Annotated in this window: 18 protein-coding genes; 7 read left to right on the top strand and 11 right to left on the bottom strand. The window is 37.6% G+C overall.

All coding sequences use genetic code 11. The features are described from left to right. Positions 1–31 precede the first annotated feature (31 nt). From MHI57_RS19335 to MHI57_RS19320, 4 genes are all read right to left on the bottom strand, one after another. Complete coding sequence (locus tag MHI57_RS19335; RefSeq protein ID WP_281203135.1) at positions 32–226, bottom strand: hypothetical protein; 195 nt, start codon at positions 224–226, stop codon at positions 32–34. 354 nt (positions 227–580) lie between these two features. After that, positions 581–1021 (bottom strand): DUF4275 family protein, encoded by a 441-nt coding sequence (locus tag MHI57_RS19330; RefSeq protein ID WP_281203155.1) that lies wholly within the window; start codon positions 1019–1021, stop codon positions 581–583. Positions 1022–1098: 77 nt separating this feature from the next. Next, positions 1099–1923, bottom strand: coding sequence for an SMI1/KNR4 family protein (locus MHI57_RS19325; protein ID WP_340977856.1), 825 nt, complete (start codon positions 1921–1923; stop codon positions 1099–1101). A 137-nt stretch (positions 1924–2060) separates the two neighbouring features. After that, positions 2061–2279, bottom strand: a complete 219-nt coding sequence (locus tag MHI57_RS19320) for a hypothetical protein (RefSeq protein ID WP_340977855.1) — start codon at positions 2277–2279, stop codon at positions 2061–2063. A gap of 69 nt (positions 2280–2348) precedes the next feature. Here MHI57_RS19320 and MHI57_RS19315 point away from each other — a divergent pair, with 69 nt between their 5' ends. The 3 genes from MHI57_RS19315 (at position 2349) to MHI57_RS19305 (ending at position 3195) form a co-directional block, all read left to right on the top strand. Further along, a complete protein-coding gene (locus tag MHI57_RS19315) occupies positions 2349–2588 on the top strand; it encodes a DUF3885 domain-containing protein (protein ID WP_340977853.1) in 240 nt (79 codons plus the stop codon). A 53-nt stretch (positions 2589–2641) separates the two neighbouring features. Continuing rightward, positions 2642–2779: a DUF3885 domain-containing protein gene (locus tag MHI57_RS19310; RefSeq protein WP_307315100.1), complete on the top strand. Its 138-nt coding sequence runs from the start codon at positions 2642–2644 to the stop codon at positions 2777–2779. 155 nt (positions 2780–2934) lie between these two features. Further along, positions 2935–3195, top strand: a complete 261-nt coding sequence (locus tag MHI57_RS19305; protein WP_281203141.1) for a hypothetical protein — start codon at positions 2935–2937, stop codon at positions 3193–3195. A gap of 343 nt (positions 3196–3538) precedes the next feature. Here MHI57_RS19305 and rlmD read toward each other — a convergent pair whose 3' ends face one another. The 3 genes from rlmD to MHI57_RS19290 all read right to left on the bottom strand — a co-directional run bounded on the left by rlmD (position 3539) and on the right by MHI57_RS19290 (position 6735). Further along, positions 3539–4912 carry a 23S rRNA (uracil(1939)-C(5))-methyltransferase RlmD gene (gene rlmD / locus MHI57_RS19300; protein ID WP_340977849.1) on the bottom strand — a complete coding sequence of 458 codons (1374 nt, stop codon included), beginning with the start codon at positions 4910–4912 and terminating at the stop codon, positions 3539–3541. A gap of 115 nt (positions 4913–5027) precedes the next feature. Next, positions 5028–5738 (bottom strand): alpha/beta hydrolase, encoded by a 711-nt coding sequence (locus MHI57_RS19295; RefSeq protein WP_307315105.1) that lies wholly within the window; start codon positions 5736–5738, stop codon positions 5028–5030. A gap of 73 nt (positions 5739–5811) precedes the next feature. Further along, complete coding sequence (locus MHI57_RS19290) at positions 5812–6735, bottom strand: diacylglycerol kinase (protein ID WP_095370585.1); 924 nt, start codon at positions 6733–6735, stop codon at positions 5812–5814. 290 nt (positions 6736–7025) lie between these two features. Here MHI57_RS19290 and MHI57_RS19285 point away from each other — a divergent pair, with 290 nt between their 5' ends. Next, complete coding sequence (locus MHI57_RS19285) at positions 7026–8126, top strand: MBL fold metallo-hydrolase (RefSeq protein WP_340977844.1); 1101 nt, start codon at positions 7026–7028, stop codon at positions 8124–8126. Between the two features lie 15 nt (positions 8127–8141). Beyond that, the gene (locus MHI57_RS19280) at positions 8142–8399 is read left to right on the top strand and encodes a DUF3006 domain-containing protein (protein ID WP_307315110.1); all 258 of its coding nucleotides are present in this window, start codon (positions 8142–8144) and stop codon (positions 8397–8399) included. Positions 8400–8478: 79 nt separating this feature from the next. Here MHI57_RS19280 and MHI57_RS19275 read toward each other — a convergent pair whose 3' ends face one another. The 4 genes from MHI57_RS19275 to MHI57_RS19260 form a co-directional block, all read right to left on the bottom strand. Beyond that, a complete protein-coding gene (locus MHI57_RS19275; RefSeq protein ID WP_307315112.1) occupies positions 8479–8769 on the bottom strand; it encodes a hypothetical protein in 291 nt (96 codons plus the stop codon). 7 nt (positions 8770–8776) lie between these two features. After that, positions 8777–9238: an ASCH domain-containing protein gene (locus tag MHI57_RS19270; protein WP_340977839.1), complete on the bottom strand. Its 462-nt coding sequence runs from the start codon at positions 9236–9238 to the stop codon at positions 8777–8779. A gap of 24 nt (positions 9239–9262) precedes the next feature. Continuing rightward, complete coding sequence (locus tag MHI57_RS19265) at positions 9263–9388, bottom strand: hypothetical protein (protein ID WP_267892258.1); 126 nt, start codon at positions 9386–9388, stop codon at positions 9263–9265. A gap of 78 nt (positions 9389–9466) precedes the next feature. Beyond that, entirely contained in the window at positions 9467–9610 is a 144-nt protein-coding gene (locus MHI57_RS19260) for a hypothetical protein (RefSeq protein ID WP_157733799.1), read from the bottom strand. 614 nt (positions 9611–10224) lie between these two features. Between MHI57_RS19260 and MHI57_RS19255 the strand changes: the two genes are divergently transcribed. Next, positions 10225–11835, top strand: a complete 1611-nt coding sequence (locus MHI57_RS19255; RefSeq protein ID WP_445293132.1) for a glutathione ABC transporter substrate-binding protein — start codon at positions 10225–10227, stop codon at positions 11833–11835. 18 nt (positions 11836–11853) lie between these two features. Beyond that, positions 11854–13101: an amidohydrolase gene (locus tag MHI57_RS19250; RefSeq protein WP_340977833.1), complete on the top strand. Its 1248-nt coding sequence runs from the start codon at positions 11854–11856 to the stop codon at positions 13099–13101. Positions 13102–13273 lie beyond the last annotated feature (172 nt).

Here is a 13273-nt window from a genome sequence, read left to right as displayed (position 1 = left end):
AATTAGATTTTTAATACTCAATGTAGGACAATCAGTGGTATTGTCCTTTTCTTATGTAACAAAATGGTAAATCCAATAATTCCTCTTCTTTAATTGATAGATTAATCTCCTCATTCATTTCTCCTGTTCCATTCGACTCTGAAATTTTAATTTCTGATATTTTTTCATCTAAAAGAACCATTGTTTCTCCTTGTTGTAATTGGCAACCTATTAAAGCGATAGCCATACATAAAATTGTTAATATCGAAAATATAACCTTCCAGCTATTTCCTCACCTCTATCATCAAAGTGAGCAGAGTTGCCCACTTAATAAGACGGTTTATATATTCTATCGGTGTCGGTATCAATTACATAATCAACCTCTATGTCTTCATTATAGACAAGTTGGTCAAAGCAGTTAATTCGGCAAAATATAGCTGGAAGGTCTAAAATATTTGAAATAAGAGCTTTGGCATTTATATACCTTTTCATAAGTTCCTTTTTTGAACAACTTTTTCCTTTAATTAGAACCTGGTGATAATATCCGTCAATTTTAACTATCAATGTCATCACGATTGACTGCTAACCAATCCATATAGCTTTAGTTTGTTTTGTCTTTTCGACTGAAATACGGACCGCACCAGCCTGTTTCATGCGTTCTTACGTAAGTCCAATTAAACTCTTTATCTACTACGTAAACATCTTCTTCATTTACAAAGTCCTCGGCTGTTAAAGAAGAAGCCTTTTCAAGTATATAAGCATCATCCAAATGCTGATAAAAAACATAACATGACTGTTTTGATTCTTTCTTAAATGCTGTATCAGCTTGTTCTTCTTTTAAATATTTCCTTTTTTCATAACTAAATACATGCCATAGGTATCCACAACAACCATCTTCATCATAAAGATAAATAGATTTCTTTTCTTTATCACTAAGATGATTGACAAAGATATCTTCCCATTGCTTTCGTAGATATGTCCCCCACTTAGGTATTTCAATTACCTTTACCTTTTTCTTTTTAAGCAAGGTTACTAAATCAATCACACTTTCCAAAATGACACCTACTTTATATATTCATCATATCTCATTGGCATCTCTGTTAAAAACAAATGAACATCTTACACGTTAAGTCTATTATTTAATGCTTTCAAGCTATGCAAACTGAAGTCCCTAACATCCCTATTTTTGCTCTGGGATAGTTCATTTAATATTTCCAATAAATAATCATCTTCTATAATTCCCTTATTATCACCTTCAGCACAGCATGACAAAAAAAGCAGTAAATTAAAATGCACTTTTGGTTTTTCGTGTTGTCTCATTTTTTCAACTATATATCGAATCAATTCGTTATTTGTTGAGAGAATTTTTGTAAAAAAACGGTCAATCTCTCCTGGCTTTCCCTTTTGTATTACTTCGTCAATCTTCATATAGTAATCTTTTATTTCCTGTTCGGAAAGCTCTGAATCATACGAGTCCAATTCTACATCCTCTATGTAATCTACAAGACCATTGATAAATTCTTCAAAATCCTTTGCCAACTTTATCTCTTGATTCTGCTCTACATCGATAAAAACGACAGAAGGATTTTTCCTCTTTCTATAATCCAAACAAATAAACATCGGTGGGTCTGCTGATATAATCAGCAATTTTTTACTGCGTATTCCCCATTCTTTTCGCAAATAAAGACTATCTAATAATCCTGGCTCTTGCCCTATTCCATATAAAAAATCAACATGGACAGAGTTATTAGCCCAACTATTCGGGGTTTCCGTAGAAAAGTATTTATTTTTTAAATAGAACCCATTTCTTTTCTTCATTAATTGAATATAGGAATCTGGCAAGTCCATATTTAGTTCCTTCTGAATGTTTTCTACTAACTCAGAATCGACTTCACCTTTATAATATTCATCTAATTCTTCTGCCCATAATATCTCTACATTCATGTTATTCCCCCTTTATCATAAGACATTTAATGTTATGCCCCTCATACTACTTTGGCTAACCTTCTATTGTTAGAAAGCCACAACAAGGACACTTTTCACGTTTCAATCTAATCTCTCCCATTATTCAGATTAAGTATTTAACGCAAATGACGTTTATACTGCTTAAAGGCCTTGTATGGTGGTAGCCCTAACGTTTCATCAGTTACATAACAATCTCTATCGTGATATGGCATTTCTAACTCTTGCCACTCAAAATTATCCTCAACACATTTGATAAATAAATCGTATCCATCACCATCTGAAGGGGATGACCCTAACCTTATTTCTTTATGCTTCAATGCAACTTGCATATTCAATAAAGTTTTTCATAATACCGATGAAATGTTACTGTCACTGACATTCATTGTGAGAGAAATGATACTTTCTTGCAAAAAAGACCCACAGAAGTCTACCAAAAATATATAAATGACAAGAAGTTAAGGCAAAAACTGAAACATAAGATGTTACCAAGTGTTTTCTTAGAGGGTGAAGATCAAGATGAAGATGATTATGAGGACATGGTCACACATCGATTTGTTCTACCTTGTAAAAAGAGCGATATTCGTTATAAACCGCTCTTAACTGCTATTAGTTTTGAGGATTTTCCACATCACCCCAAATTCTAAAAGGGTTATACTGCCCTGGTATTGATATTTATTTTGTAAATGTTACAAAGAAAATGATTTACCACCTATATGATGACCGAGGCTGGGACGTTATCGCCTCAAACCAAGAAGATTTAGATTTACTTTATGAAGAACTAAATAATTGGATTTTAGACTACGACCGGGAACAGATTGATAAGATATTCAAATAATCTATTTGTTGTATAATTATAGAAAACCATTTACAAGAGGTGAAGAACTTGAATTTTCTTACCACACGTATTGTCATCATACTCAGCCTGTAATGGTCTAATTATTCTTTGGGGACTTTTACAGGCTGAGCCTTATCCCAAGGAGTTGATGACAAGTGAAGCCACATATCAAAAATCGAAGTCGTGCTTATTATCGACATCATCGAAAAAGAGTGATTCATCGTAAAACAAAGATTGCAGAACAAACTGGATGGCAATCTCGTTTTACTGGATATTTCGCAAAAGGGAAAGTTCATTGTTCGTGCTGGATGTGTTCCCAAAAGACAAAAAAAGATGGATTTCCTCATTCGCAAAACATTCAATTGAAACGCTTAAACAGTCAATTATATGATTACTTTAGCGAAGGGGAATTTTAATCGTTTAATGAGCAGGGTGATAGTTCTTCCCTGCTCTTTCATTATTTTGTAGTCTTACGTCTCCATCAGCTATAAACATAAGCATGTCCTGAACCCATTCCATCAGACCAGGTAGCAAATGCAAAAATTCTTTTCAATTCAAATTCTTTAATTGATTCACTCGTTCAAAGTCATTCTTATTTCTTAGCAGATATTCTGAAAGACCACCCTTGTCCAGTAAGGTGGCCTTCTCGGTGAACCGCTTGGATATTCTATTCTTGTAGCCTCCATTATACCATCTTTCCCAGAATAAGGTTATATTATGATAGGGGTTTATTATGTGGCACAGGAGTTTATTATTGGGTTACACTTTTAAAATCATCTGCGATACTACCTCAACATGTGTAGTCTGCGGAAACATATCCACCGGCTGCACCTCAACAGTCCGATACCCACCATCCTCAAGCACCCTTAAATCACGCGCCAATGTGCCAGGATTACATGACACATAAACAACCTTCTTCGGCTTCATGTCAATGATGGTTTGCAAGAGTGCTTCGTCACAGCCTTTTCTTGGCGGGTCGACGACGAGGACGTCTGCTTTGTGTCCTTTTTCGTACCAGGCTGGGATGACTTCTTCTGCTTTTCCGACGGCGAAGTTTGCGTTGGTTATGTTGTTGAGTTCGGCGTTGCGTTTGGCGTCTTCAATGGCTTCGGGAACGATTTCGACGCCGAAGACGGATTTGGCTTTTCGGGCAAGGAAGAGTGAGATGGTACCGATGCCACAGTAGGCGTCGATGACTTCTTCTTTTCCTGTGAGTGCTGCGTATTCTAGAGCTTTGTCGTAAAGGACTTTTGTTTGTTCTGGGTTAACTTGATAGAAGGATCTTGCTGAGATGGCAAAGCGCACATCACCAATATAGTCATAGATGACTTCTTGTCCCCAGAGTACACGGGTTTCGTCACCCATGATGACATTTGTTTTCTTAGGGTTAACGTTTTGAACGATAGATTTGACGCCTGCAATATTCTCTGTGATGTCCGCGATGATTTTCTTTCTATTCGGTAGATCCTTCGCTTTTGTGACAAGGACAATCATGACATCCCCCGTAACTAAACCGTAGCGGGCCATGATATGCCGAAGATCGCCTTTATGGCGCTGCTCATCGTATGCACGAACGCCATTTTTATTGCAGATGTCTTTCACTTTTTGAATAACCTCATCATTTTTTTCTTGCTGAATAAGGCAAGATTTCATATCAATGATTTGGTGGGAGCGTTGTTGATAGAATCCACCGATTAACCCGCCTTCATGTTCACCTATTGGTACTTGGGATTTATTGCGGTAACGCCACGGATCGCTCATGCCAAGGGTGGGATGAACAGTCACGTTTTCAAGCTTGCCTATCCTTGTGAGCACATCACGGACTTGTTTTTGCTTGGCTAGTAGCTGGCCCTCGTAGCTTAAATGCTGGAGCTGGCAGCCGCCACATTCCTTATAAATGGGGCATGGTGCAGTTACACGAAAAGGGCTTTCTTCGTATGTTTCGATTAGTTTGCCGAAGCCATAGCCTTTGCTTGTTTTAAGCACCTTAATTTGTGCTTTTTCACCTGGAAGGGCATTGGGGACAAATAGTGGATAACCGTCGACCTTTGCCACGCCCGCTCCTTCATGGGTTAAATCTTCAAAAGTAACATCTATATAATCGTTTTTCTTAACAGGTAATGTTTGCTTCATTTCATTCTTCCTCTTCTCTTAAAATCCGTGCAAATCGCTAGTCAGATTGTAACATAAAAACAAGCGCAATACGAAAGGAGGTTTCTTCCTCAATTTTAAATAAAAAAGCCATGCATTACGCATGACTAGTGATGTTTGCTTCAAACCGATCCTCCACCTCAAGAATAAACCCGCGAAAATACTTCTCAAAATAAGGGTGGCGATGAATCCCTTCCGCGTCAGTGATAAACTGGAAGGTCGCATGTGGATGAACGAGCTTCTCCTCAAGTGCTTTCGTTGCTTCTATTGTATTAGGTACCATTTCTCTAAGGATATTTGGATATTCGTCTCCTTCTTTTTCACCTACGTACCAGAAGATATGTTTCTCATCCGTAATGGCTGGTTGTTTTTGCAAGAATGATAGAAAGTCAGGGTACCATAGAGAAGCCGATAGTAAGAAATAATAGTCGAAATCCTCACGTCTTGTTAATAAAGAGTAAAGGGAGACGAGCGCCCCGAACGATGCTCCTGCGATGCCTACATGCTTCGGTTCTATTGATAGATGAAATTCTTTATGTAAAAAAGGCAACAGCTCATCTTTAACCATCGTTAAATATGTATCTGCCTCACCTTCATAGGCATAGTCATCTACTTTTGCATACCAAGGAGTGTATTCCCTATTACGATCTATCGGGTCAACACCTACAAAGGCAATATGCTTCAGCGGGTGTTGCTCGAAGTACTCAAACAAATAAGAGCCATCTTGAACAATAATCGTCAGTTGCGGTATTTCATTTTCTGGTAAAAGAATCGACAAATTATATTCTTTCCATTGCCATTTTTTCATGGTTCCCCCACCTTCCTTGTTTTTAAAAAAAGCTACTGAAGGCATCAATCACGACAGTAGCTTTTATTCATTCTTAATCTTGATAATCAGGGCGATCTTGTTTACGTATTTGATTGAGTGGTACAAATACATCCAAATGACGATACAAGTTCACAAATTCAGCTGGGGTGTCCCCGCCGTATTCACCGTCAAGGTTCAACATAACCGGATCTTTTGAATAAACTTTTATTCTGTTTGCTTTTGCATAGATGACATGTGGATCATTGACATGCTCACCACGTAAGGCAAGTGAGGCAATGCGAATAAACTCAGCTAAATTGGTTTTCTTCAAAATCAACAATGTGAACATTCCATCATTAATGGAGGCATCTGGAGCTAATTTTTCAAAACCGCCGACAGAGTTTGTTAAAGCGACAAGGAATAACATCGCTTCTCCTTCAAAAATTTTGCCATCGAATTCAATCGTGACATCCGCCGGTTTAATACTTGGTAGCATTTCTATTCCTTTTAAATAGTAGGCAAGTTGACCAATCATCGTTTTTAGCTTGCTTGGTACTTCATATGTGAGCTCTGTAATACGACCGCCACCAGCAATATTAATAAAATACTTTTTATCCATACGGCCAATATCAACAGGGATTTTCTCGCCTTTGACAATAATATCCGCTGCTGCTTCTACATCACGTGGAATGTGCAGTGCACGAGCAAAATCATTCGTTGTCCCTGTCGGAATAATACCCAGTTGCGGTCGGAATTCCTGCTCTGCGAGTCCATTGACGACTTCATTAATCGTGCCATCTCCACCGGCAGCTACGACAAGGTCATACTTTCTCTCTACAGCAAGTCTTGCAGCCTTTGTCGCATCACCTTCACAAGTTGTCGCGTGACAAGAGGTTTCATATCCTGCGCGTTCGAATTTCTCTAATACTTCTGCAAGATGCCTTTTAAAAATTTCACGACCAGAAGTTGGATTATATATAATTCTCGCTCTTTTCATTACCCATCATCCTATAAAATAAAATAAGTGCTTATATATGTTTTTACTGTTCTTTATACTGTAATGAGCCATTCGTTCCATCATTTTACATCATACATTGTCCACAATCAGATAGCAATATTTAACCATTTCCTCTAGCCCAATCCTATTCTAATTAATCTCGACCGTTTAGACAAGTTTCATACCTATCTATTTCATTATTTAAGGAATATTCAGATTCCCACATTTCCCTTTTCTTTTATATTATAATCAACACAGAAGCGAATGTGCGAAAGAGGAGTGACACCATCGTGACCATACATAACTGGCGTAAATCATTACTATTAATTGTTATTATACTATTCACCGTTACACTAACTGCATGTGCCACTGAAACAACAACTGAAGAACAGACAACATTTTCACCAACCTTAACAGCCCACTTTATAGATGTAGATCAGGGAGAGGCGACATTATTACAAGGTGAAGATTTTACAATTTTAATAGATAGCGGGAGACATGATGGCAATGAAGTCGTACCCTATTTACAATCAGTTGGGGTAAAAGAAATTGACTTACTCGTTGGCTCTCATCCCCATGCTGATCATATTGGGCAAATGCCTGAAGTAATTAACTCTTTTCCTGTCAAAGAAGTGTGGATGAGCGGAGCAGAATCAACGTCGAGAGTATATGAAGACGCATTAGATGCCATTATTGAAAGTGAAGCAGCTTACCATATACCAAGAGCAGGCGAATCATTTACAATTGGTTCAGCACAAATTGATATTCTTCATCCATCATCTGTTGATGAAGATTTGAATAATAGCTCTATTGGGATGAAGATTACTTATAAAGAACAATCGTTTCTCTTCACAGGCGATGCGGAAACATCAGCCGAAAATGAGATGCTCGCTTCAGGCAACATAGAAGCAGATATTTTTAAGATCGCTCATCATGGTTCAGATACTTCTAATAGCGAGGCATTTATAGAAGCAATCCATCCTGAAATCGCTATTTACTCTGCTGGTGCAGATAACTCTTACGGTCACCCAAATCAAGAAGTATTGAACCGCCTTCAGCAAATGAATATAGACGTGTACGGCACGATCGAAAATGGGACGGTTATCATTCAATCAGATGGCCATGACTACCTCTCCATAAATGGGGTAAAAGAAAAAGAAGACAACAAAACGAACGAGGAAGTTGTCATTGAAAGCTGTCCTGCAGATCATATTATGATTAATGAAGCGAATGCTGAAACATTGCAACAAATCCATGAAATTGGCCCAGATCGTGCCGAGGAAATCATCGAGAAAAGACCTTTCACTTCCTATGATGACCTGCAACGTATTGCTGGTATTGGTCCTGCCAAAGCAAAAGAAATTGAAGATCAATCTATAATTTGTTTCTAAGAGGAGTGGGGTCGAGTGAATAAAGCTGTTATAGATAGAATGGAAGAAGGCAAAGCTGTGCTCCTAGTCGGTGATGAGCAAGTGGAAAAAATAATTGCGGCTCATCTCCTACCTCCTGACTCAGTCGAAGGTACATGGCTCCTTATTACAATGAAGGAAGAAGAAATAACTGAAATCATCATCGATCACGATTCAACAAAAGCTGCCAAAGAAAGAATCAAGCAAAAACAAGCGAAATTATTAAATAGAGGCAGCCGCTTTAAAAAAGACTAATCAACACCGCGAAAAAAGCACATCAACATTTTAATAGATTGATGTGCTTTTTTATTGTCGTATACGCCTCTAGTCATCCTCACGGGTGATAAATAAATGGGACAATGATGAGCAAGATGGCTATCATCGTGATTGTTTTCGACAGAGGCTTTGATAGCTTCTCTCTTCCATCCCCTTTATACCAACCAGAAAATTGCCATTTATTCCGATAGAGCACAAATAATAGAAGTAAAATACCAAGAAAGCCCATCCAAGGTTGCGTAACCGTTTCTCCTCCTATTGTATAGACACCCGCTAACGCCGCACTTCCTAACCAACCTACTACTAAGAAGATAGCAATAATTCTTACAAGTTCAAAGACAAACGTCATTGTTTAGTCACTCCTTTTTATAACCAACTTCAAAGTCTTCACATACGACGAGAATTTTTTCGTGAAAGTCTTTCCCTAAAGGTGCTAGCTCTCGTTTAAAAAAGGCTTCATGTACCTCTCTCCAATAAGCTAGCGAACAATCACCCTCCCCTTCATTAAATGCATGATTCTCTGTTACTTCGTCAAAAGGCACGACCGTCACATTTGTCGTTTTAACAATCACTTTCGGCAACCCTTTGCCATCAAGAATGATATTCAACTGTCCGACTTGGGGTAAGTCTTCATTTTCTATCTCGTATAAAAGGTAATTGGATGCTGTTGCTGTTTTCTTCCCTTCTGCAACTAGTTCCACCAAGGCATCCGCCATTTCTTCACTATCACCGAACGCCCATGCTGCATAAGTATCTGGTGCTTCTGAGTGTTGCTGTCGATATTGCTGCCATATTTTATCTATTGCTGTCTGACTCATCTTTTATTCTCCTATTCACTTCTTCTATTTTTGTTGCGTGGTTTCCTCTTTGCTTAAAGTGCCATCGATGATTTTATCTGCATCCATCCTGACTGTCTCAAGCATATGGATATGCGCCTCTCCTCTTCTCCATATAATCAGCTGCCGCATACTGTGACGCTCCATTTCGATGAATTTCAGCTAGCAGGACCGAGTAGTATCATCCAGTGGATTGAAAATGGCGCGACCTCACGTATAGGACAACACTCCGATTGTAAAAGAGGTACAGCGATTAAACAATGCCTTCGTTATCTCTGTTTTCCCTCCACCAGAAACTGCTGCAATTGCAATAATGAAGCTGTCTTTCTCTTTTATAAACGTCTGAGATTCCACCTTTTCTGATTCATCTCTCCTATATTCTTATGTCGATTATTTTCTATCTTATAAAAATAAGTGATTTCAAAAGCGAAATAACCCATCAGCAGTCCCCCACCCATTGCCGAATAGACTCCATTAAAAATGAAAAGGGGCATAAAAGCAAAAGAACTAGTCAAGGTAGCTATAGTTAGCGGTTTCATAGAGTCACTCCTTTTATATATAGACTTTCCTTTACTGGGTTAGCAATCATTTAATACTACTTTAAAAATACCAATTTTTTTCACTTTTTTAAACATATGCCAAGAAAATTCTTTTATTATCACTAACCAAGTTGAATTACCGACCAAATTTCAGTAATAAAGGACCAATTATATGGATAAAATCACACGAAAAAAGTTAGTTGGACAACTTTTTTTCACCAAGAAAATCAGTAATTATTGATAAAAATCATTATAGTTAAGTTCTAATCAGATGCGGCTTTCACCTTTTTCTTTTATTAAAACAACAAAATACTGACTTTACGAAATGGCTTCAACTTTATATTCTTCCAAAAAGATAAGAAAGTAAAAAAAGCGTAAAAACAAGTAAAGAATTTACAAAGAATATTATCAGAATATTAATATAATTAGATGATTGAAACAATTTATTTGTACCATACTTTAGGGGGGATAGGATTGAGGAGAAAAATAAAAGAGCTCGGTTTATTATTATTCATTTTAGTAGTCATTTCAGGATGTTCAACAAGTAACAATGTTACTTTAGAAAGCAATGATTCTAAAAACGGGAACGGTAATGAAGGAACACTTATTATTGCCAGGCAATCAGACGTGGATAACTTAGATCACCACTTTATGTCGACTATTAATGCAGCCAGTGTGACTCATGGAAAGGTTTATGAAGGATTAGTTGCTAGAGATAAAAATGAAAATATTGTTCCTCTATTAGCTGAAAGTTGGGAACAGGTAAATGATACGACATGGGAGTTTCATTTGCAACATGGAGTAACCTTTCATGATGGGACACCCTTTAATGCTGATGCCGTTAAAGAGACATTTGAAAGGGTGTTAGACCCTGACCTAGGTGCCCCAAAAGCTTCTGCCTTTGAAATGGTCGAAGAGATAAAAGTTTTAGATGATTATACTGTACAATTCATACTTTCCGAACCATTCTCTCCTTTACTATCGATTTTAGCAAGCCATGAAGGAGGAATTATTAATCCAAAAACGATCGAAAAATATAAAGGAGAGGTCATAAAAGAACCTAATGGGACTGGGCCATTTACATTTGAGTCATGGACACCCGGTCAAGCAATTATATTGAATAAGAATCAAAACTATTGGGGAAATCCCCCACATATCGACCGAGTCGAATTTAAAGTAGTGCCTGAAGAAACAACAAGAGTTTCTATGATTGAAACGGGTGAAGCACATATTGCAGAACCTCTTTCTATCCATATGATTGAAACGGTTGAAACATCAAAGAAAGGGAATGTGTACCGTAGCGAGGGCTTTGGTACAGAATATCTTGGTTTTAATATGCAGGCACTACCTTTTAATGATGTTCAAGTGAGAAAAGCTATATCACATGCCATTGAGATGGATGCAATCATTGATGGAGCTTTTAATAAAATTGGACATAGAGCCAATTCATTAATGGGGTCAAAAGTGTTCGGATATCATGAGGACTTAAAAGCTTATGAATATAATCTAAACGAAGCGAAGAGATTACTGAGCGCTGCTGGTTATGCAAATGGCTTTGAAGCTACATTACTCACAATGGATAACAAAGAAAGAATAAATCTTGCAGAAATATTACAATCGCAACTAATGGGAATTGGAATCAAACTTAACATTCAGGTTCTTGAGTATGGTTCATTTGTGGAGCAAGTGAATAAAGGAGATTCGCAATTATTTCTCATTAGTTGGAGGAATGCAACAGGTGATGCTGATTATAATCAATATAATCTTTTTCATTCAAGCTCACACGGTGCCACAGGCAATACGCTCTTTTATAGCAATAATGAAGTCGATGAATTAATTGAATTAGCGAGAGCTGAGACCGATCAAGAGAAGCGCCTGGAACTTTATGCAAAAGCACAAGAAATAGAAATGGAAGACGCTGCTTATGTGCCTGTAAGAGTGATAGAAAACTTAGCGGCCGTTGCGAAGAATGTTGATCATTTTTCTATAAGCGCTGCTGGTTACTTAGAAATCAATGATATTTTAATAAACAAAGATTAATAGGGAGGAAAATATACATTGAATTATCAAACCTATTGGCTTAAAAATGTAAAGATAGAGAGTGGATTTAAATGGGAGAATGGCCAAGCAGTTAGAACAGAGACAGAAACGGTTCACTTATTCATTAGTCATGGGAAGATTGAAAAGATTACGAATGCCTTAGCAGATATAACAAATGATTACCCTCTAAAAGACGTAAAAGGCTTATTGTTAATGCCATCCTTTGTTGAAAAGCATGTCCATTTAGATAAAACCTATATGGGAGATAAATGGCAGTCTTGTCTTCCCGCATCAAGTGTAATAGAGCGTTGTAATATCGAAAAGAATATTTTAAAATCCCTTCCTTCACAAACACATGTTAGAGCAGGAAAGCTCCTGAAACAATTACTATCATTTGGATCGACACATGTCAGGACACATGTAGATATCTATCCTGAGGTTGGGCTTAAAAACTTAGAAGAAGTCCAAAGGGCCATACAAAATTTCTCCGATCAGATGAGCGTTGAAAGCGTCGCATTTGCACAACATGGTTTATTAAATAAAGACACGATTAGTTATATGAGGCAAGCAGTTAAGCATGGGGCAGGTATTGTAGGCTCGGTAGACCCAGCTACTGTTGATAATAATATCGAAGCTTCATTAGTACAATTAATGGATATTGCTGTAGAAGGAAATGCTGACATCGATTTACATTTACATGATCCTGGACATCTCGGGACATTTACAATGAAAAGACTTGCCCATCTCACATTAGAAGCTGGGTGGCAAGGTAGAGTTTTCATTAGTCATGCATTTGGATTAGGCGGAGTATCGTTGGATGAAGTAAAAAAAACAGCTGAACTTCTTAAAGCAGCAGAAATATCTATAGTCACTAGCTTACCGACCGGGAGAGATATACCACCTGTAGATTTCTTAGACGAATATGGTATACAAGTAGCGATTGGAAACGATAATATTTTTGATTCCTGGTGGCCAACGGGGAATGGGGATATCTTGGAAAGAGCAACAAGATTAATAGAGCGATATAGATGGACAAACGAAATATCTCTATCACAAATATTAAAATATATTACAGGCGGCATTACAACTTTGGATAGAAATGGTCATCAGCAATGGCCAAAAACCGGTGACTCTGCCAATTTCTTATTTATGGATGCATCTTGTAGTGCCGAAGTCATTGCTAGACGTATAAAACCAAATGGCGTTATGTATAAAGGAAACTTAGTTTATGGTGAACTATGCAAAGAAGAGCCTGTTAATGATTAATGAGATATAGGCAGAAACTAAATAGTATTTCAGCAAAAGATGTATCCGAATGATTAGGAGGAGAATCTACCTTCTAATTATTCGGATTGTTTTATATCATTGAGAATAGTGGAATCGACAGGAAAACACTCGACACCTACAGGATTAGGACCAGCTCCCTCCCCTCAGAAAA

The organism is Cytobacillus sp. FSL K6-0129 (assembly GCF_038007625.1).
GTDB lineage: Bacteria > Bacillota > Bacilli > Bacillales > Cytobacillaceae > Cytobacillus > Cytobacillus kochii.
Note: the sequence above shows the minus strand (reverse complement) of the source record. Positions and strands in the feature narration are given on the sequence as shown.